Below are 19,705 nucleotides of genomic sequence, written 5' to 3'. Positions count from 1 at the left end.
TTCCTTACAGGGCGGGCCAGTTGTCTTCGTAGGTCGTTCGGTTGGGGGTGTGGTGCTCTACGGAGGTCGCTGCGCTGACGCCGTCGGCACCGCTTCGGCGAAGAACGTGACGAGTCGGCGGACCACGCCGGCGAACTCCTCCAGGTCGGCGAGGTCGACGTACTCACCGGGCGCGTGGGCGCGGTTGGCGGCGAGACAGCCGGGCCCGAGGACGGTGGTGAAGGCGTCGTCCAGACCGGCCGCCCAGATGGCGTCGCATGTGAAGCCGGGATCGCCGGCCGCCGGCCGGGCTCCCGCGCGGGCCAGGAGTTCCTCGGCCCACGGGTCGGAGTCGTCCAGGGCGGGCAGGCCCTCTTTGTCCCAGCCGAGCCGGGTGATCCGTGCCGCGTCCCGCGCCGTGCGCGCGAACTCGCGGGTGTGGGCGAAGAGTTCGGTGAAGCGGCGCAGGCCGTCGGCGACGTGCCGGGTGACCTCGGTCTTCAGGCGGTCGCCGTCGGCGGTGCGGCGGTACGACAGGTTCATCAGCAGCGTGCCGGTGCCGTGGACGCGGTTGTGCGTACGGCCGGTGTGCAGTCCCGCGACGCACACCCGCGTACCGGGTACGGCCCCGTCCAGGCATGCGGCGAGGTGCTGGGACAGGAATCCCAGCAGGACGGTGGCGTTGTGTCCGGCGTCCGGATGGTCGTCCACGGCGTCCTCGCCCGAGACGGTGATCCGCGCAGTCATCGCGGCGGTGGCCCGGGGCAGCGCGCGCAGCGCGGTCGGCTCGCAGAAGACGTTGAGGCGGCCGTGGTGCCCGTCCTCCAGCAGCGGGCGGGTGCCGTAGGTGCCCAGGGCGCCGCCTTCCTCCCCGGCGACGGCCTGGAGCAGCACGGTGACGTCCCGTCCGACGGCGGGGTGGGACGCGGCGGCCCGCAGTCCGGCGAGCAGGGCCACGGCGGGTCCCTTGGCATCGACCGCGCCACGGCCGGTGAACCGCACGCCGTCGAAGGCGGGCGGGGTGTGCCCGGCGACGGTGTCCAGGTGGACGTTGAACATCACGGTGTGCGCACGGGGACGCTCGGGTCCCAGCCGCAGCAGCAGGCTGGGCTGGTCCGCGAGGAAGCGCGGATCGCGGGCGGCGGCGCGGACCGTGGACGGCACGCCCGGGCGGTCCAGGCAGGCGGCGGGCGGATTGGCGAGGCGGAGGGTGCGGAATCCCGCTTCGGCGGCGGCCGTGGCGTACCGCTGGAGGATCTCGGGCAGCCGGGACGGCGGATCGTCCGGGCCGGCCTCCAGGGGGTTGACGCTCGGCAGGCGCAGCAGGTCCAGCAGTAACTTTCGGTGCCGGCCGGTGAAGAGGTCGCTCACACCGGGCCGTCCAGCGGGCCGGTGACCGGCTGTCCGGCGCCCAGCAGCCCGACGAGAGCCTGTCCGGCCCGGACGAACAGGTCGGCGGCGTCCTCACCGGCCCGGGCCAGCCCCTCGTGGGGGCGAACCGCGAGATGGGGTTCGAGGGACAGTGCTCCGGTGTAGCCGTGGGCGGCCAGCAGCTCAAGGCATTCCACAACCCCGGCCTCACCCTCGCCGGGCAGGGCGTAGGCGGTGCCGCCGTCCGGCGTGCGGACGGCGTCCTTGATGTGCACGTGGACGACGTACGGGGCGAGGTCGCGGAGCATGTCCGGGGCGCGGTAGCCGTACGGGACGCCGTTGCCGGTGTCGAACAGCAGCCGCAGGGCGGGGCTCTCCACGGCGCGCACCAGTCGTAGCGCGCGGTCGGCCCGCTCCCCGGCCCAGCCCGCGCAGTTCTCGTGCACCAACACCACGCCCGCGCGCTCGGCGCGGTCCGCCAGGACGGCGGTGCGGGCCAGGACGCGGTCGGCCCACTCGGTCTCCGTCAGACCGTCGTTGGGGTACGACATGATCCGCACCAGACGGCAGCCGAGGGTGGCGCAGTGCTCGGCCAGGACGTCGAGTTCCGCCAGGTCCTGGCCGAGGTCGCCGGTGACGGGACGGGACCAGTTGCCGATCCGGGAGGCGACGGCGGTCACGGCGACGCCTTCGTCCGCGAGCCGCCGGGCCAGCGTGCCGAAGGCGGCCGCGGAGAGGTCGGCGAGAGCTGTGCCGTCGACCGTGCGCAGTTCGATGGCGTTCCAGCCAAGCCTTCGCAGCGCTGCCAGTTGCCCGTCGGTGCCGGGTGCCGCCTCGTCGCCGATGCCGGTGAGCGGCCCGAACCCTCGGACGCCGGATCCGGCGGCGCAGTGCCGGGACATGTCAGCGGCTCCCGGCGCCGGCGCGCGGTGTGACGGCGCAGTGTTCCCGGGCCGCGCACAGCAGCCGGGCGGTCGCGCAGGCGAGCGGGAAGTTCCCGACGCCCCCGGCGCCGGAGGAGAAGCCGCGGTAGGCGTCGTCCAGGAAGTCGGTCAGGGCGTCGTCCCGGAAGACGTGGTGTCCGATCCCGGGCACTCCGTCCGCGTCGAGGACTCCGGTCGGCGGGGCAGCCGTACCGCGATCGAAGGGGGCGACGACCAACTGCGCGTGGTCGTCGTCCTCGCTGAGTGGGAAGTGGGCCGTGGCCGTCCCGCCTTCGAACTCGCAGACGACGCTGCGTTGCCGGACGGGTGCGCCGAGGTCGGAGCGCAGCAGCGTCTCCACGCCCGAACGGTGCTCCAGTTCGACGTGCGCGCCGCCCAGGCGGGGCAGTCCGCGGTCCTCGCAGCGCAGGTCCCAGCAGCGCGCGGCCCGGAGTTCGGCCGGTCCGGCCAGATCGAGCGCGAGCGCCAGGGAGTGGGGGATCTCCACGTCCAGGGCGGACGGATGCCCGTCGGTCGCCAGGGACCGCAGGAAACGGGGTTTGTGCTGGTCGACGGTGATACGGCGCAGGGAGCCGAGCCGTCCGCCGCTCACCAGCCGGCGTAACCGGCCGGCGAGCCGGGAGGTGATCCAGTGGGCGACGGTCACGAGATCGAGCCCGGCCTCCTGACGCAGCCGGATCAGGGCGTCGAGTTCGTCCATGGACGCGGCGAGGGGTTTCTCCACGATCATTCGGCGAAAGCCGTGTCCGGCCAGCTCCGCGAGGAGGTCGTAGCGCAGCCGGGGCGGTGTGCACACGTGGACCACCGCGGTGGCGGGGTCCACGTACCGCAGGGCCTGTTCCAGCGTGGTGACGGCCGTGACCTCGCCGGGCATGCGCAGGGGCAGATCGACGGCGCCGGGGTCGCAGCCGACCGCGGGCAGGGCGACAAGCGGATCTCCCGTGGCGGCGGTCCGCCGGGCCAGACGGACGAGCGTGTTCAGATGCAGTCCTGATCCGGACCGGCCGAGCCCGACCACGAGGGGCTGCAGCACAGGGCCTCCTAAGAGGGGAACGGGAAGGAAACGGGCGTGCTCAATTCGCTGCGCCGCGCACAACTTCGGGGCGCCGCACCACTGTTGGGGCCCCGTGCGGAAATGGTCAAGACGTCCGGTACCTCATTCCCCAGAACGTGTGAAGATGATCCTTTCCTTTCTCCGTCGACCGGAAGTCCGATTAGCGTGGGCATTCCGCTGACACGACGGAGACAGGTGAGAGATTGCCTTCCAGTGGACAGATTCCGGCGCGCGCCGGGGATGCATTACCGACTGCGCCGGGAACGGCCGATCGAATTCCCTTCTTCTCTCAGGCCGCGACTTTCGAACGACTGTGGCCTTCCATCGAAAAGGCGTTGGATGACGTTTTCCACAGCGGCAAGTTCTCCCACGGCAAACAGGTCGGGCAGCTCGAAGCGGCGCTCGCGGACTACACCGGCGCCCGGCATGTGATCGGCGTCAACAGCGGCACAGACGCGCTGGTGTTGCTGCTCCGCGCCTGCGGACTGCGCCCCGGCGACGGTGTCCTGGTGCCGGCGTACTCGTTCTTCGCCACCGCCTCGGCCGTCGTACTGGCAGGCGGGACACCGCAGTTCGTCGACATCGATCCGGAGACGTACGCGATCGACCCCGCGGCGCTGAAGGCGGCCGTCACTCCGCGGAGCCGGTTCGTGATGCCGGTGCATCTGTTCCACACGATGGCCGACATGGCGGCCGTCACCGCCGTCGCCCGGCAGCACGGCCTGACAGTCGTCGAGGACAGCGCGGAAGCGATCGGCATGCGCCGGCACGGAGTGCACGCGGGCGTGCACGGGGTCGGCGGCGTCCTGTCCTTCTTCCCTTCCAAGACGCTCGGCGCGCTCGGCGACGCGGGAGCCGTGCTCACCGACGACCCGGAGGTGGCGGCCACCGTCGCCGCGCTGCGCCACCACGGCAGGACGGGCCGCACGCTGAACAACTTCCCGGCCATCTCCACCGAAAGCGCCCTGCCCGGCGCGAACAGCAAGATGGACGACATCCAGGCGGCCGTCCTCCTCGTCAAGCTGTCCCTCCTGGAGGAGAACATCGCACGTCGGGCCGAACTGGCGGACGCGTACACCGCCCGTCTGCGGGACGCGCCGGGGATCGTCCGCCTGCCGCGGGCCACCGCTGGAACACCGGACGACCGCGACGTGTACTACGTCTACCTGATCGAGACCGAGCACCGGGATGCCCTCGTCGACCACCTCGCCCGGCACGGCATCGACACCGAGGTCTACTATCCGATGCCCCTGCCCCACCAGCCCGCCCTCGCGCACCTGGGCCACCGGCAGGGCGAGTTCCCTCACGCCGAGGCGGCGGCCCGACACGCCGTCGCCCTGCCCTTCCACCCCGATCTCGGATCCGACGACCTGGACCGCGTCTGCGACACCATCCGCTCCTTCCTCGCCGGAACGAGGACGACCGCATGACCGCATCGCTCCCTTCCACCGTCCCGTTCTTCCCTCCCGCCCTCTTCGAAGCCGACCGCTCCGCACTGATCGGGCTGGTCCGCGAGGTGGGCCTCGACCCGGAGCAGCGGTTCATCCTGGGCAGGCGCACCGCCGCCTTCGAGGACCTGATGCGCGAGGACCTGGGGGCCGCCGACGTGGTCGCCTGCTCCAGCGGCACGTCGGCGCTCTCGCTGGTGCTGCGGGCCATGGACGTAGGTCCCGGTGACGAGGTCATCGTGCCGGCGTTCGGCTGCGCGCCCCTGGCCGCCTCGGTGGTCGATGTCGGGGCCATACCGGTCTTCGCCGACATTCGGCCGGACACCATGACCATGGACCCGGACGAGGCGGAGCGGCTCGTCACCGAGCGGACCAAGGTGGTGATGCCGGCTCACATGTTCTCCGTCATGGCCGACATGCCACGCTTCGCCGAACTGGTCCGGCGGCACGGACTGCGCCTGCTGGAGGACTCGGCGGTCGCTCAGGGCGGCGTGCTTCGGGGCGTCCCGGCCGGGCTGTGGGGCGAGGCGGGGCTCTACTCCTTCGTGCAGGTCAAGACCTGCGGCATGCCCGGCGAGGGCGGCGTGGTCGTCACCCGGGACCCGGCACTGGGCGAGAAAGTGCGGATGCTGCGCAACCACGGCCAGTACGCCGGTCGCCGGTTCGTCCACCACACCGTCGCACTCAACAGCCGCTTCGATGAGATCCAGGCCGCCTTCCAGACGTACCGCTACTCCGGTTTCCCGGCGCGGCTGGCGCGACGGGCGGAGATCGCCGCGTACTACACCGAGCGCTTCACGCCGCTGGCCGGCCGCGGTGTGGTCCCGCCGCCGCCCGGCAGGGACGGCCGGTGCTTCTACGTGTACACGGTCCTGGCCGAGGACCGGGACGGCCTCGGCGCCCATTTGACCGAGTCGGGGGTGGCCACGCACGTCTACTATCCGTGCCCCCTGCCCGCCCACCGTGCCTTCGCCCCCTACGCGTCGCCCGGTGCCCGCTGGCCGCGCGCCGAACAGGCTGCCCGCCGCCATCTCGCCCTTCCGGTGCACCACCTGCTGACCGACGCACAGGTCGAGCACGTCGCCGACCTCGTGTGCGCCTTCGCCACCGAGCGCAGCTGACCCGCGACCGCCCGCCTCGAACACCGTTGACCCGCGACCGCCCGCCTCGCCCATCCCGCTGCCCGGGCGAGCGGCACTCCCCCTTTGGACGCAGACACCCAAGAGGTCACCCATGACGGACAGCATCGCGGCCGGCAGTCCCGCCGCGACCGCCCACGGCCACAGCCGGCTGCGCGCCTACGCGCGGCTCGGCAAGCTGGACGTGTACGACTACTACCTCGGCATCTTCCTCGCCCTGACCGCCGCGCTGTTCCCGGCCGGCGCCTTCACCGCCCGGCAGGCACTGGTGATGGCCGTGTTCCTGGCCGGCGAAGTCGCGGTCCTCATGGCGATGGTCGCCCTGGACGACGTCACCGGGTTCCGGGACGGCAGCGACCTCGCCAACTACGGTCCTGACAACCCGCTGCGCAACAAGGCACGCAAACCCCTGGTCGCCGGGGCGCTGACGGTTCCCCAGGCGCTGCGCTTCGCCTGGGTCTGCGCGGCGGCCGGGGCGGTGCTCTGGGCCGGCGCCGCCGCGCTCGCGCCGCACCACCCGCTGTGGGCGCTGGTGACGGCGGGCGCGCTGTTCGCGGTGTCGCTGCAGTACTCGTACGGCCTGAAGATCAGTTACCACGGTTTCCAGGAGGTGTTCCTGGTCGCCCTCGGTGCCGTGCTGGTGATCGTTCCGTACGGCCTGGTGACGGGGGGCTTCTCCGGTTTCCTGATGGTGCAGGCGGTGCTGTTCGGGTTCGGACCGCTGATGTTCGGCGTCTACTCCAACACCAACGACGTGGCCGGCGACCGGGCCGTGGGCCGTCCGACCGTGGCCGCCCTGGTCTCCGAGCGGGGCAACGCCGTCTTCATCGGAGCCCTGTCGGTCGCCGAGTTCCTCATCGGCGCGGTCGCCTCGGCCACCGGGGTGGCCCCCTGGTGGTTCGTGCTGTTGATGCTGCCGGCGACCGCGCTGCGGGCCCGTCAGTACCTGACCGGGTTCGTCCGCGGCGACATCATGACCGCCCGCCGGACGGGCTTCGCGGTGCACAGGCTGAGCGTGGTGCTGATGACCGTGGCAAACGTCGTCGTCGGAACGGGAGCCGCCCGATGAAGCCCGAAATCGACGTCGCCGTCGTCGGCGCGGGCATCGCCGGTCTGACCGCCGCCCATGAACTGCGCCGCGCCGGGCTGGCCGTCCGGGTGTACGAGCAACTGCCGCAGGTCGGCGGCCGGATGCGCAGCATTCGCCACGAGGGCTGGACCGTGGACACGGGCGCCGAGCAGGTCCCGTCTCGCGGTTACCGCGCGACCTGGGAGCTGCTGCGCCGGCTGCGCGTCACTCCCGCGGACGTGCCCCGGGTCGGCGGCGCGGTCGCCGTCTGGCGCGGCGGACGCGCCCACCTGGGCGTCGGCGGGAGCACGGCCGTGGTCACCGGAGCGGGCCTGTCCGCCCGGGCGCGGCTCGACCTGGCCGCCTTCTCCGCCTGGACCGGTCGCCGCCGCGCCGGATTCGACGGCGACCGTCCCGAGCACAGCCCGCTGGGCGCCGCCACCGTGCGGGAGGTGTCCGCCCGCTACCACCGCGACCTGCACGACTACCTCTTCCAGCCGGTCGCCAGCTGCTTCTTCGGCTGGGACACCGCCCGGTCGACGGCTGCCCCCATGGTCAGCTTGCTGCTGGAGGCCGGTTCCCCCGCCGCCTGGCGCACCTACCGCGACGGCATGGACTTCCTGGCCCGCCGGCTGGCCACCGGCACCGAGGTCGTCACCGACCGCGCCGTACGCGAGGTCACCGACGCGGGCGGGCACGCCGTACTGCGGTTCGACGACGGGCAGGTCACCGCGCGGGCCGCCGTGCTCGCCGTACCGGCACCCGTCGCGGCGGCCCTCCGCCCGGACGCCCCCGCCGACGAGCAGCCGTTCCTCACCGCCTGCACCTTCACGCCCATGATGAAGGTCAGCTGCCTGCTGGACCGCCCTCTCGCCCCAGCCGCCCGGCGGCCGGTGCACATCCTGCTCACCCCGGCCGCCGAGGAGGACGTGCTCTCCGGCGTCGTCGTCGACCACGCCAAGGATCCCGGCCGGGCCCCCGTCGGCCGGGGCTTGGTCACCCTCGTGGCCGGTCCGCGCCGGGTCCCCGAGCTGCTGGACGCCCCTCCCGACGAGGCCGCCGACCTCCTCGTCCGCATGGCGGAACGCTATGTCCCGGGCATCGGCGACGCCTGCCGCCACCGTCTCGTGCACGCCTTCCGCCACGGCCTGCCGGAAGCCACACCCCAGGCCCTGCACGAACGCGCCGGCTTCCTGTCCCGGCCGACGCGCGCCGTGGAGTACGCCGGCGACTGGCTCATGCTGCGGCCCGCCTCCGAAGGAGCCGTGCGGGCGGGCGCGCTGGCCGCGTCCCGCGTCCTGAGCAGGCTCGGACGGAACACCCCGGCCGGCCCCGACCGAGCGGAGGAGACCGTTGCGACCGCATGACATGGGCACCCTGTTCGACGAGGCGGCGGCAGGCGGCGCCCGGACCGTGGTCCACCTGGACCGGCCCTTCGACATCGCCCCGCGGGCCGGCACCCGGTGGGCCGTCACCGAACTCGCCGACCTGGTCCGCGCCACCGCGGCCCGCCTCGCCGACGCCGGAGTGCGGCCCGGGGACCGCGTGGCGATCGTGAAGGACAACCACTGGGACTACGACCTGCTCGCCTGCGCCGCGGTCCGCCTCGGCGCCGTACCCGCGCTGCTGTCCGCCCGGCTCGACACCGCGCACCTCGTCACCCTGCTGGAGCGGCTGCGGCCCGCCGCGCTGATCACCACCGCTGCGGTGCTGGCCCGTTGCCGGGACACCGCCGCCGGCGCACCGGCCCGGATCGTCGTCACCGTCGACTCCGCCGCGCCCGGCGCGGCCCACCTGGCCGCGCTGGACGCGTCCCGCCCCTGCGTACCGGTGCGGCGCCACGACGACGAACCGCTGGTCATTCATCACACCTCGGGGACGACCGGCGTGCCCAAGCTGGTGGTTCACTCCACGCGGACACTCGTGCACAAGCTGGCCCGCTTCGAAGCGGTGCGCTATCCGGGCATCGGCATCCGCCCGGACGACGTCCTGGCCAACGCCAGCGCGTACGGACACGGACGCACCTTCTGCTGGACGGCCGTGGTCATGTCGCTCGCGCCCGCCGGGATCGTGATCCTCACCGGCGACGACCCGCGGACCGCCGACCCGCTGCTACGGGCCCACCCGCCGACTGTCGTCGAGGCCCTGCCCGCCTCCTACATCCGGCTGCGGCCGCTCACCACCCGGCTGGACAACCCCTTCCGGCGCGTCCGCCTCTACATCAGCACCTACGACGCCGTGCACCCGCCAGCCCTGCGCGCGTACCTGACCGCCAGCCGCCGCGCCCGCCCGCTGTGGATGCAGGGCTGGGGCCAGACCGAGACCGGACCCCTGACCTTCCGCTTCCACACCCGGCGCTCCGCGCTCGCCCCGGACGCGGAGACCACGGCGCGCCGGCTCGGCCGTCCCGTGCCGGGCCGGACCCGGCTGCGCGCGGTGGACCCGGACACGCTGAGCCCGGTGCCGCGCGGCCGTCCCGGCCTGCTCCTCGTCCGCACCCTCGCCCTCGCCCTGGGCTACGTCGGCGAACAAGAACGCTGGGACGCCAAACGCGTCGGCGACTGGTGGTCCACGGGCGACATGGGCGTGCACCACCGCGACGGCAGTGTCAGCATCCTGGACCGCGCCGCCGACACCCTGCCTGGTATGAGCTGCCTGCGGACCGAGGACGTACTGGAGCAGCGACTGCCGCAGGCCTTGGAATGCGTGATCCTCGGCGCCCCGGACGGCGATCCGCTGCCCGTCGTGGTCACCGCCGACGGCCGGCTGGACCCGGACGCCTGGAAACAAGCCACGCACGGGCTGCCGGCGCTGCGCGACCCGGCCGTCCTCACGTGGGACGAGGTGCCCCGCACCGGGACCGGCAAGGTCCGCCGCGCGGCCCTGGCACGGCAGCTCACCGGCACGGCACCCGCCGGCACCGGCCGGTGGACGTGACCGGGCCGTCGTACGACGGCACCGGGCTGTGCGGGCGGCTGTTCGACGGCGCCGTGCTGTCCGGGCCGCTCCCCGGTGAGAGGAGTCTCACCGCGGCACGGCCGGCCTTCCGCCCGGGTGCGCGCCCGCCCCGCAGGGTGCAGGGCGGTCGCATCGAGCCTGTCGGCGTCGGCCGCCGGGTCAGTCCGGGCCGTACATGACGACCCCGGGCCCGTCCGGGCCGCGTTCTGATGAGAGGAGCCACACCGTGTCCCAGCCCGCCCCCGCCCGGGAGGACACCCACCCGGTCTTCGGCAACGGCACCACGCACAGCCGCGACCAGCACCGCTGCCTGGCCGCCGCCTACGACCCGGTGACCCTGCCCCGCCTGGCCGCCGCCGGTGTCGGCCCGGGCTGGCACTGCCTGGAGGTCGGCGCCGGCGGTGGCAGCATCGCGCGCTGGCTGGCGGGCCGGGTGGCACCGGGCGGCTCGGTGCTCGCCACCGACCTCGACCCGCGCGACCTGGCACCCGGCCCGGGCCTGGAGGTCGCCGCCCTCGACGTGGCCCGGGACCCGCTTCCGGAGGCGGCCTACGACCTGGTGGTGGCCCGCCTGGTCCTGCAGCACCTGCCCACCCGCGACGCCGTCCTGCACAAACTGGTGCGCGCTCTCAAACCCGGCGGCCTGCTGCAGATCGACGAGATCGACGCCTCCTACGAGCCACCGCTGCTGACCCCGGACGCGGAGGCCGAGGCGCTCTATGTCCGGTTCCTGCGGGCCAAGACGGCCGCGCTGCGCGCCGCGGGCGGCGATCCGCACTGGGGACGGAAGGCGCCCGCGGCCCTGAGGGCGGTGGGGCTGACCGCCCTTGACGTCCACCTCCACATCGGCGTACGGCACGCCCAGGACCCCGGCCTCGGGCTCCAGTTGAACCACACTCGCAATCTCCGGGACCGGCTGAGGGAACGGGGCATGACCCAGGAGGAACTGGACCGGGTGGGACGGCTGATGCAGGACCCGAACTTCCGCGCCGCATCCAGCGTCCTGTACTCGGTGCAGGGCCGCCGGCCCGGCCCGGAGCGATCGTGACACCGCGCCTGCGCGCCGCGGCCCGGCCGGCCGTCGCGGCCACGATCGCCGACCGGCTGCTGCGGCACACCGCGCCGGGCCCGCGGGATCCGACCGGCCCAGGCCGGGACACGATGCGGTACACCGTCGACTGGGCGGGTCCGGTCAACGCTGATCTGCCGGACGAGCGCGCCGTACAGGCCGCCTGCGGTCTCATGCAGGTCCACGGCCGGGCGACGAGCGGGCCGCTGCCGCTGGCTGTCGACTACGCCTCGGTCGTGGCGGGGCTTCTCGCCGCCCAGGGCGTCACCGCTCTCCGCATCGCGCGGGCCCGCGGGCTGGACCTGCGCGAGGTGCGGACCTCGGTGGCGCAGGGGGCGCTGCTGGCGGTCGGCCAGTACCTCGCCGCCGAGACGGCCCGTGCCAACTCCGGTGCTGCCGAGCCGGATGTGCCGGTGACCCCATTCGACGTACCCCAGGCAGACGGCCTGGCGACCCTGGAGACGTCCGACGACGCCCGCGTGGAGGTCGAGACCCTCGATCCCCTGGCGTGGCGGGAGTTCTGGGACCGGCTCGGCGTGGCCCCCGCGCCCGCCGGCCGCGGCTGGCTGCCCTTCCAGCAGCGGTTCGCCACCGCCGTCTGCCCGTTGCCCGACGAACTGAGGCAGGCCGCCCGCCGCCGCACGCTGGCGGAGCTGCGGGCCGCCGCGCACCATACCGGCGTCAGTCTCCTCACGGTCGGCTCCGACCCGGCTCCCGCCGTCCGCCCGGCACCTTGGTGCCTCACTCCGGGACCGGCGCCGTTCCCCAAGGCCCGGGCGCACCTGGAGACCGGCGTGCCCGGCCCACGCCCGGCCGTCCCGGTCTCCGGTGCCGTCCTGCCGCTGACGGGCCTGCGGGTGGTGGAATCCACCCGCAGGGTGCAGGGCCCGCTCGCCGGGCACGTCCTGCGGATGCTGGGTGCCGAGGTGGTCCGGGTCGAACCGCCCGGTGGCGACCCGATGCGCTGGCTCCCTCCGCTGGCAGGAGACTGCTCGGCCCGGTTCTCGGCTCTCAACGCGGGCAAGCCGGTGGTCGAGGCCGACCTCACCACCGCGCCGGGCCGGGACATGGTTCGCGCGCTGACCGCCGCGGCCGACGTCTTCTTGCACAACTGGGCCCCCGGAAAAGCCGCGCGGCTCGGCCTGGACGCGTCCGATCTGCTGCCCGGCCACCCCGCTCTGGTTTACGCCTGGGCGTCCGGCTTCGGGGACGCCTTCGGTGACCGGCCGCCTCTGGGCACCGACTACCTCGCCCAGGTGCACAGCGGCCTCGCCGCGGCGGTACGGCCGGCCGACCAGCCCCCGGCCCCCTCCCTGATGACCCTCACCGACGTGCTCGGCGGGCTGGTGTGCGCCCAGGGGGTGCTGGCCGCGCTGGCTGCTCGGGAGGCGACCGGCCGGGGCAGCCGCGTCGACTCCTCCCTGGTCTCCGCGGCCGCTCTCGTCCCCCGTCCCGCGCACCGGGCCCGCTGGACGGCACTGGACCGGCCGCTGCGCACAGCGGACGGCCATCTGTGCCTCGGTCCCGAGGCCCGGGCGTGCCCCGAGGCGGTGCTCCGCCTGCTGGACGGCGTCGGCGCCACGGCCGCCGAGGACCTCGCGTCCCGCTTCGCCCGCCGCACCACCGAGGAGTGGACGGCGCGGCTGGCCGAGGCCGGTCTGACCGCGACCCCCGTACTCACCGACCTGACGGCTCCGGCCCGCGACCCGGCCTTCCGGGCGGCCGTCGCACCACCTGATCCGTCCACCGGGCACGCACGCCCGTACGTTCCCTGGGAGTTCGCATGACGGCAGCCCCCGCGACCCGGCACGGTACCGCCCCACCCGCGAGCCGGGGCGGGCAGCCGGTGTGGACCTCACGCGCCGGAGCGCGCTTCCCGGATCTGGTGCCCCGCGCCCAACGACGTGCCTGGGTGACGGCGGGCCTGTGCCCGGACACCGACCTGTACACACTGTTCACCGACCGGGTCCGCGAACAACCGGACCGCCAGGCGCTGGTGGACGACGCCGGAGTGCTGTCCTACGCGGCGCTGGACGTCGAAGTCCGCCGGATCGCAGCCTTGTTCGCCCAGGCTGACCTGGGAGACGGGGACGTGGTGGCGCTCCTGCTGCCCAACGGACGCGACGCCGTGGCCGCGGAACTCGCCGTCTACGCGATCGGCTCGGTGGCCCTCCCGATCCCCCCGGGAGGCGACGACCGGGACATCCGGGCCCTGCTCGCCCGCTCGCGGGCCCGCGGCGCCGTCCTCGCATCGGCCCGCCGGGCACAGGCCGTTGCGGATCTTCCGCACCTGCGCACCGTGTTCACCTCCGGCCCGGTTGACGGACGGACGCACGGGCTGCACGCCCTGCCGACCCTGGCCCGGCGTCCCTGGCGGTCACGGCCGGCCGACCCGTACGGGCCCGCCCGCATCCTGGTGTCGTCCGGCTCCGAAGCCGAGCCGAAGATGGTCGCCTATAGCCATCACGCCCTGGCCGGAGGCCGTGCGCGGTACGTTCGGAGCCTGCACCCCGACATCATGCTGCCGCCCCGCCACCTGGTCCTCGTCCCGCTGGCCTCCTCTTTCGGTTCCCTGGGCACACCGATCACCCTCGCCGCCCTCGGCGGCACCCTCATCGTGCAGTCGGCCTTCGACCCGGCCGGAGCGCTGCGGATGGTCGCCGAGCACCGTCCCACCCACCTCTTTGCGGTGCCCACGATGCTCCGGCGCATCGCCGACCTCCCGGCACGGCCGGACGAGGACACATCGTCGTTGCGTTCCGTCGTCTCCAGCGGCGCCACTCTGCCGGCGGCCACCGCCCAGGCATGCCGCGAACGGTTCGGCCGACCGGTGGTGACCGTCTATGGCTCGTCGGACGGCGTGAACTGCCACACGGCCGGAGAAAGCCACCCGCCGGGCGACAGCGCGGGCACCCCGGACCCCGTGGTGGCTCGCATCCGGATCACCGGACCCGACGGCACGCCGCTACCCACTGGGCGGACCGGTCAGATCGAGGCCCTGGGCCCCATGACGCCGCTGTGCTACGTCAACGCGCCTGAACTGGACGCCCGTTACCGCACCTCCGACGGCTGGGTGCGCACAGGCGACCTCGGCCGGCTGGACGAGCGCGGAAGGCTGCACGTCCTCGATCGGCTCAAACGCATCGCCGTGCGCGGCGGGCTCAATATCAGTCTCGCCGAGGTCGAACGCGAACTGGGCACCCATCCAGCGGTGGCCGAGGCGGTCTGCATCCCGGTGCCCGACCCGGACCTCGGGGAACGACTGTGCGCGTGCATCCGCCCGGACCCGGGCACACCCGTTCCCACGCTGTCCGACCTCACGACCCACTTGGGGGACCGTGGCCTGGCACGCCGGAAACACCCCGAACGTCTCCTGGTCCTGAAGGAGATGCCCCTCGGTCCCACCGGGAAGGTCTGCTACCGCACCCTGATGTCCCGAGCGACCGCGCGCTCCGCTGGAGAAACCACAGGGCCCTCGCGAGGCTGAGGAGAGCAGCCGGGGCAGATCCCACAGAACGCCACCTGCGGAGCCGGCGTAGGGGAAGCTTCCCCGGGACGGGAGACCCAGGCAGCGAGACCCGACCCTGTGAAGGGGTCCAGGAACCGGAGTACGTCCGTGAGAAGGCGGCCATCCCGGCACTCGCCTACGTGAAGAAGGCGCTGAGGGCCGCGGACGAGTTCCTCGCGCTTGAGATCGTCATGACGGTGGGCTGGGGCTTGCGCAATGGTGAAGCCCGGGCGGTGAACATCAACACGTCGGGGCGGACGACGTCTACCGCTCGGTGAGTTGAGGTCTGGACCAGGTAGGCCGGAAGGGCTGTCGGGCCGCTTCGGGTCATCGACGCGGGAGGGGCGACCGGTATCACGGCGCGATGTTATGCGCCGTGTTAGCCTCATGCGTTTGCGTGGTCGTCGCGGTGGGCGATTCTGCCTGTTCGGTTCCGCTTGTGTGTGGGCTGTTCCATCCTGCCGAGCCTTCCTCGGTACGTTCCCCTGCGGAAGGCTGTTCATGAAGCATCCCGATGACTCCGGCATCGCTCACGGCGGTCCCGCCAAGCCCGAGGCCACGACCCCGGTACTGCTCCCGGCAGTCTCCTTCGCCGGTCTGGAACTACCGGTGGAGGTGCTGCGGACGCTGAGCGGACTCGGGGTGCGCGAACCCTTTCCGATCCAGGCCGCCACACTGCCCGATGCCCTTCAGGGACGCGACGTTCTGGGGCAAGGGCGCACCGGATCGGGCAAGACGCTCGCCTTCGGCCTGCCGCTGCTGACGCGTACGGCTGGGCGGCGCGCCGAACCGAAGCAGCCCCTCGCTCTGATCCTTGTGCCTACCCGGGAGCTGGCCCAACAGGTCACCCAGGCGCTGGCGCCGTACGCCGAGGCACTACGGCTGCGGATGGCCACGGTCGTCGGCGGCATGCCGATCGGCCGGCAGGTCGCCGCGCTGCGCCAGGGAGCCGAGGTGGTCGTCGCCACCCCCGGACGCCTGCACGACCTGGTCGAGCGCAACGCCTGCCGCCTGGGACGGGTAAGGATCACCGTGCTGGACGAGGCCGACCAGATGTGCGACTTGGGATTCCTGCCGCAGGTTGTCGACGTGCTCGACCAGGTGCACCCCGACGGTCAGCGGATGCTGTTCTCGGCCACTCTGGATCGCGACGTCGATCAGCTGGTCCGCCGCTACCTCCACGACCCCGTGGTCCACTCGGTCGACCCGTCCGCGGGCACGGTCTCGACGATGGAGCACCACGTTCTGGTCGTGCACGGCCCTGACCGCTACGCCGTCACCACGGAGATCGCCGCCCGCGACGGCCGCGTACTGCTGTTCCTCGACACCAAGCACGCCGTCGACCAGCTCACCCGGCATCTGCGGGCCAGCGGGGTGCACGCCGGGGCCCTGCACAGCGGCAAGTCCCAGCCACAGCGCGCACGGACCCTGGCGCAGTTCAAGAACGGCCAGATCACCGTTCTGGTGGCGACCAATGTCGCGGCCCGTGGCCTGCACGTCGACGACCTCGATCTCGTGGTCAACGTCGACCCGCCCACCGACTCCAAGGACTACGTGCACCGGGCCGGCCGCACCGCCCGCGCCGGTGAGTCCGGCAGCGTGGTCACGCTCGTGCTGGCGGGCCAGCGCCGCGAGACGAGCCGCATGATGGCCGGGGCCGGCATCGAGGCAACCGTCACCAAGGTGCGCTCGGGCGAGGCGGAGCTGAGCCGGATCACCGGCGCCAAGGCTCCCTCCGGCACCCCGCTCGATGGCGGGCCCGCCGTCCCCCGACCCAAGAACAGCAACGCTCCCTTCCGCGGCCTCGGCACCAGCAAGGACACCTCCCGCGGCGCCGGCGGCAAGTCACGGAAGGCTGGCGAGGCCCGCAAGCTCGCCGAGGCCCGCAAGGCCGCCCTCGTGCGTCGCAACGGCTGAGGGGCACTGCCCTGGGAGTGAACGTCCTGGCCACGGGATCGACAACCCTCGGCCTGGCCCGAAGCCGTCCTGTGCGCCTCACCTACCAAGCGAACGCCCTCGACCGCGAGAGGGATACCCGCCGAAACGGAGCAGGATGATGTTGCCGGCGTCCCGCACTGCGCCCGGCATGACAAGCTGTGCTTGCCCACCCCCCCGAACTCAGGAGGTCACCATGACCGCAGAGCCCGTATCTACGGAAGGTTCGGAGCAGGCTGCCCCGGAGACGTCCCCTCTGGCGCCGGACAGCGACGGCAACTACGACCTCAAGCGCAAGTTCCGCGAAGCCCTGGCGCGCAAGCGCGGTGCGCAGGCGGACGCGGCCGATGTTGCCGCCAACCCGGATGCGTCGAAGGTGCGTGCGGCGCACGGCCCGGCTGCGAGCCAGCGGTCGTTCAGGCGTAAGAGTGGCGGCTGAGTTGTCCCTCCCCTCATAGCGTGAAGACCCTGACTGCAGGGGAAGTTGGGTGGGAGCTGTTCCTGCCCTAGGAGTGGGCGGCGGGCGACAGGTGACGCGAGGGCTACGGCCCCAGCGTCACCTTCCGGCTCGCGCTGGAGGAGCGCGGCTGGTCATACCTCATGGCGGTCGACCCGAACGGAACCGCTCGGCTGGCAGCGGCCGAGCCGTTTCAACCGATCAGTCGGGTGTCTCGGTCGAGTCGGCCGGCTCGGAATCGTCGGCCGGCGTGGACCGCTCGATGTCGTCGTCCGTCGCGGCCCAACTGGCCAGCAGGTTCAGAGCGTCCTGCGAGGGGGAGGCGGGCTCGGCGGTGTAGGTGAGAAGGAACTGGCTGGGGTCGCCGCCCACCGGGAAGGTCTCGAACGGTAGGTCGAGGTCGCCGACGACCGGGTGGTGCAGAAGCTTCACGCCGGTGGTGTGCATCCGGACGTTGTGGGCAGCCCAGCGGTGACGGAACTCCTCACTGCGGGTGGACAGTTCGCCGATCAGGTCCGTCAGCCGCCGGTCGTAGAGATCGCGGCCGGCCTCGGCGCGCAGCATGGCGACGGCGTCGCCTGCCACCTGGTCCCAGTCGCGGAAGAACTCGGTCGCGTGCGGATTGAGGAAGATGAATCTGGCGTTGTTGGGCGGCTGCAGGGTCGGCGTAGACCGGGGAGAAGCGGGTGCGCCCGAGGTGGTTGGCGGCCAGGATGTCCCCGCGTCCGTTGAGGACGAAGGCGGGCGTGCCGGTTATGGAGTCGAGGAAGCGCCGTACCGCGGGCCGGATGCGCTGCTGGGCCGGTCGGCGGCGTGGCGGGCGGGTGGTGCCGGCGCCGCGCAGGAGGTCGATCAGGTGGATGCGTTCGGCTTCGTCGAGCTGCAGCGCCTGCGCGATGCCTTCGATGACACTCTCCGATACCCCGCCGGTGAACGCCACAACGAGGCCAACATGGCCGGCATCGACCGCTGACCGCTGTTCCCAGCTCAACCAGCGCTCCTGGACTTCGCGAAGGACTGACGCCCGGCGAAGCCCCCTGACCCGTCACACCGACCCACCCGCGTCTATTCACCCTCTCCTTTGCACGACCTCTACGCCACCTACCCTGACTTCCAGATCGACGTCGCTGCAGAGCAGGCGCTGCTGGCCGACCATGATGTGATCGTCTTCCAGCACCCGGTGTTCTGGTACAACACCGCCCCTTTGTTCAAGCAGTCGCAGGACAAGGTCTTCACCCTCGGCTGGGCCTTCACCATGGACGGCTCTGCCTCGCAGTTGGCCGGAAAGAAAGCCGTCATCGCCGTCACCACCGGCGTCCCCGCCGACCACTACACCCCCGAAGGCTCGAACAAGGCCACCATCGAAACCCTCCTGAGCAACTGGAAGGCGACCCTGCGGCTGTGCCAGTTCGACATCCAGCAGCCCATGGTCAAGGTGTACGGCACCGCCTTCGGCCTCTCCGACGAGGACCTGGCCACCTCCGCCAAGCAGTACAACGAACTGCTCGCCTCTTTCGCCGCCTGACTGCCGACCGCGCCACCGCGGCCGCTTGCCCTCAGGTGACTCGGTGGTGCTGGGGCACACCGGTCTCCGGCCGCTCTTCGCCGTATCGGCGTCGAGCGGCCGGAGAAATGACTGCGCAACCGCAAGGTTCCCAACGCCGAGCAGCTTGCCGAGACGACCCTCCAGGTCTTGTGCGACCAGCGCAACAGCCTGGCCGGAGGGCAGCTGACTACCCAGCTGATACACACTCGGAGCGGGCTATGTCCCGGTAAGAAGCCGCAGCTCAACCGATCATGGAACGTGCGGGTCGAACAGGTCCCTCGCCGGGGCGATCTTGCTCGCCGCGTTCTCCTTCGTCAGCGGGGCCTCATGCCGTGGAGCAGGTGGTGGACCAGGGTGTCCACGCTTGCCAGGGCCGCCTCCGGGGGCAGCATGCAGCTGGTGATGAAGGCGGCCATGCCGTGGAGGGAGGCGCTCATGACGAGTTTCAGGCCTTCGGGGTCGCTCGCGATGATCTCGCCGCTTTTCTGGGCATCCGCGAGGACCTGGGTGCAGCTGCCCAGCGTCCGTTCGAGCGGAAACGCAGGCAGGGAGCCTTCTCGCCAGAGTGAAGCGATGTTCCTCACAATCTTCGAGTCCAACGCCTACCGGTGTACGGTAGAGACCGCCCTTGACCTGCAGAAAGCTGGCAGGGAGCCGTCTTCCAGGAGTTCAAAATGCTGCGCACCATGTTCAAGTCCAAGATCCACCGCGCCACCGTCACCCAGGCCGACCTGCACTACGTGGGATCGGTGACCATCGACGCCGATCTGCTCGACGCCGCCGACCTGCTGCCCGGCGAGCTCGTCCACATCGTCGACATCACCAACGGCGCCCGCCTGGAGACGTACGTCATCGAAGGCGAGCGCGGCTCCGGCGTGATCGGCATCAACGGCGCGGCAGCCCACCTGGTGCACCCCGGCGACCTGGTGATCCTCATCAGCTACGCCCAGGTCTCCGACGCCGAGGCCCGCGCCCTACGGCCCCGAGTCGTGCACGTCGACGCCGACAACCGGATCGTCGCCCTCGGCGCGGACCCCTCCGAGCCGGTGCCGGACTCGGACCAGGAACGCAGTCCGCAGGCCGTGCCCGCGGTCACCGTCTGACCGTCCATCCGGGCCCCGTACGTCTCGCGACGGGGTGAGTGGGCGTACGGCCCACGGGTACGCGTGGGACAAGTCCAGGGCCGACGTTCCACATGGCTGGAGGACACGATGACCCACCCGAACCC

Annotated in this window: 18 protein-coding genes and 1 pseudogene; 13 read left to right on the top strand and 6 right to left on the bottom strand. The window is 72.4% G+C overall.

The genetic code is table 11. The features are described from left to right. Nucleotides 1–57 precede the first annotated feature (57 nt). From G6048_RS21815 to G6048_RS21805, 3 genes are read right to left on the bottom strand one after another with little or no spacing between them, the layout of a single operon-like run. Nucleotides 58–1,350 (bottom strand): M20/M25/M40 family metallo-hydrolase, encoded by a 1,293-nt coding sequence (locus tag G6048_RS21815; protein ID WP_165341262.1) that lies wholly within the window; start codon nucleotides 1,348–1,350, stop codon nucleotides 58–60. Next, nucleotides 1,347–2,252: a sugar phosphate isomerase/epimerase family protein gene (locus G6048_RS21810; protein ID WP_165341261.1), complete on the bottom strand. Its 906-nt coding sequence runs from the start codon at nucleotides 2,250–2,252 to the stop codon at nucleotides 1,347–1,349. Before G6048_RS21810 ends, G6048_RS21815 begins: the two co-directional genes overlap by 4 nt. Nucleotide 2,253: 1 nt before the next feature. Then, nucleotides 2,254–3,327, bottom strand: coding sequence for a Gfo/Idh/MocA family oxidoreductase (locus G6048_RS21805; protein ID WP_165341260.1), 1,074 nt, complete (start codon nucleotides 3,325–3,327; stop codon nucleotides 2,254–2,256). 356 nt (nucleotides 3,328–3,683) lie between these two features. On the opposite strand from G6048_RS21805, the gene G6048_RS21800 reads away from it, so the two are divergent. The 11 genes from G6048_RS21800 to G6048_RS21750 all read left to right on the top strand — a co-directional run bounded on the left by G6048_RS21800 (nucleotide 3,684) and on the right by G6048_RS21750 (nucleotide 16,913). Beyond that, a complete protein-coding gene (locus tag G6048_RS21800) occupies nucleotides 3,684–4,778 on the top strand; it encodes a DegT/DnrJ/EryC1/StrS family aminotransferase (RefSeq protein ID WP_235990151.1) in 1,095 nt (364 codons plus the stop codon). Then, nucleotides 4,775–5,917, top strand: a complete 1,143-nt coding sequence (locus G6048_RS21795) for a DegT/DnrJ/EryC1/StrS family aminotransferase (RefSeq protein ID WP_165341259.1) — start codon at nucleotides 4,775–4,777, stop codon at nucleotides 5,915–5,917. Before G6048_RS21800 ends, G6048_RS21795 begins: the two co-directional genes overlap by 4 nt. 112 nt (nucleotides 5,918–6,029) lie before the next feature. Further along, a complete protein-coding gene (locus G6048_RS21790; protein ID WP_165341258.1) occupies nucleotides 6,030–7,004 on the top strand; it encodes a UbiA family prenyltransferase in 975 nt (324 codons plus the stop codon). Beyond that, complete coding sequence (locus G6048_RS21785; protein ID WP_165341257.1) at nucleotides 7,001–8,371, top strand: FAD-dependent oxidoreductase; 1,371 nt, start codon at nucleotides 7,001–7,003, stop codon at nucleotides 8,369–8,371. Before G6048_RS21790 ends, G6048_RS21785 begins: the two co-directional genes overlap by 4 nt. Next, nucleotides 8,358–9,941, top strand: a complete 1,584-nt coding sequence (locus tag G6048_RS21780) for a class I adenylate-forming enzyme family protein (RefSeq protein ID WP_235990150.1) — start codon at nucleotides 8,358–8,360, stop codon at nucleotides 9,939–9,941. The genes G6048_RS21785 and G6048_RS21780 overlap by 14 nt, the downstream gene beginning before the upstream one ends. A 247-nt stretch (nucleotides 9,942–10,188) precedes the next feature. Then, nucleotides 10,189–11,010 (top strand): methyltransferase domain-containing protein, encoded by an 822-nt coding sequence (locus G6048_RS21775; RefSeq protein ID WP_328826612.1) that lies wholly within the window; start codon nucleotides 10,189–10,191, stop codon nucleotides 11,008–11,010. After that, the gene (locus G6048_RS21770; RefSeq protein WP_328826610.1) at nucleotides 11,007–12,818 is read left to right on the top strand and encodes a CoA transferase; all 1,812 of its coding nucleotides are present in this window, start codon (nucleotides 11,007–11,009) and stop codon (nucleotides 12,816–12,818) included. Before G6048_RS21775 ends, G6048_RS21770 begins: the two co-directional genes overlap by 4 nt. After that, nucleotides 12,815–14,518 carry a class I adenylate-forming enzyme family protein gene (locus tag G6048_RS21765; protein WP_165341255.1) on the top strand — a complete coding sequence of 568 codons (1,704 nt, stop codon included), beginning with the start codon at nucleotides 12,815–12,817 and terminating at the stop codon, nucleotides 14,516–14,518. The genes G6048_RS21770 and G6048_RS21765 overlap by 4 nt, the downstream gene beginning before the upstream one ends. A gap of 161 nt (nucleotides 14,519–14,679) precedes the next feature. After that, nucleotides 14,680–14,817: a hypothetical protein gene (locus G6048_RS21760; RefSeq protein ID WP_235990148.1), complete on the top strand. Its 138-nt coding sequence runs from the start codon at nucleotides 14,680–14,682 to the stop codon at nucleotides 14,815–14,817. Nucleotides 14,818–15,040: 223 nt separating this feature from the next. Continuing rightward, nucleotides 15,041–16,456, top strand: a complete 1,416-nt coding sequence (locus G6048_RS21755) for a DEAD/DEAH box helicase (RefSeq protein WP_165341254.1) — start codon at nucleotides 15,041–15,043, stop codon at nucleotides 16,454–16,456. Between the two features lie 214 nt (nucleotides 16,457–16,670). After that, complete coding sequence (locus G6048_RS21750) at nucleotides 16,671–16,913, top strand: DUF5302 domain-containing protein (RefSeq protein WP_165341253.1); 243 nt, start codon at nucleotides 16,671–16,673, stop codon at nucleotides 16,911–16,913. A gap of 219 nt (nucleotides 16,914–17,132) precedes the next feature. Here G6048_RS21750 and G6048_RS50985 read toward each other — a convergent pair. Together G6048_RS50985 and G6048_RS51450 are read right to left on the bottom strand one after the other, a co-directional pair. Next, nucleotides 17,133–17,528 (bottom strand): annotated as a pseudogene (locus tag G6048_RS50985) (MmyB family transcriptional regulator); the annotation flags it as partial. After that, nucleotides 17,416–17,688, bottom strand: a complete 273-nt coding sequence (locus G6048_RS51450) for a hypothetical protein (protein WP_328826627.1) — start codon at nucleotides 17,686–17,688, stop codon at nucleotides 17,416–17,418. The gene G6048_RS51450 and the pseudogene G6048_RS50985, both read right to left, overlap by 113 nt. Nucleotides 17,689–18,012: 324 nt before the next feature. Between G6048_RS51450 and G6048_RS21740 the strand changes: the two genes are divergently transcribed. Beyond that, on the top strand, nucleotides 18,013–18,456 hold the full coding sequence (locus G6048_RS21740) for an NAD(P)H-dependent oxidoreductase (protein ID WP_165341252.1): 444 nt from the start codon (nucleotides 18,013–18,015) through the stop codon (nucleotides 18,454–18,456). 335 nt (nucleotides 18,457–18,791) lie between these two features. Here G6048_RS21740 and G6048_RS21735 read toward each other — a convergent pair whose 3' ends face one another. Further along, the gene (locus G6048_RS21735) at nucleotides 18,792–19,076 is read right to left on the bottom strand and encodes a hypothetical protein (RefSeq protein ID WP_165341251.1); all 285 of its coding nucleotides are present in this window, start codon (nucleotides 19,074–19,076) and stop codon (nucleotides 18,792–18,794) included. 75 nt (nucleotides 19,077–19,151) lie between these two features. Here G6048_RS21735 and panD point away from each other — a divergent pair, with 75 nt between their 5' ends. Then, on the top strand, nucleotides 19,152–19,580 hold the full coding sequence (gene panD / locus G6048_RS21730) for an aspartate 1-decarboxylase (protein WP_165341250.1): 429 nt from the start codon (nucleotides 19,152–19,154) through the stop codon (nucleotides 19,578–19,580). Nucleotides 19,581–19,705 lie beyond the last annotated feature (125 nt).

Source organism: Streptomyces ureilyticus (assembly GCF_011045025.1).
Taxonomy (GTDB): Bacteria; Actinomycetota; Actinomycetes; order Streptomycetales; family Streptomycetaceae; genus Streptomyces; species Streptomyces ureilyticus.
The sequence above is the reverse complement of the archived record's forward strand: the minus strand, read 5'-3'. Positions and strand labels throughout refer to the sequence as shown.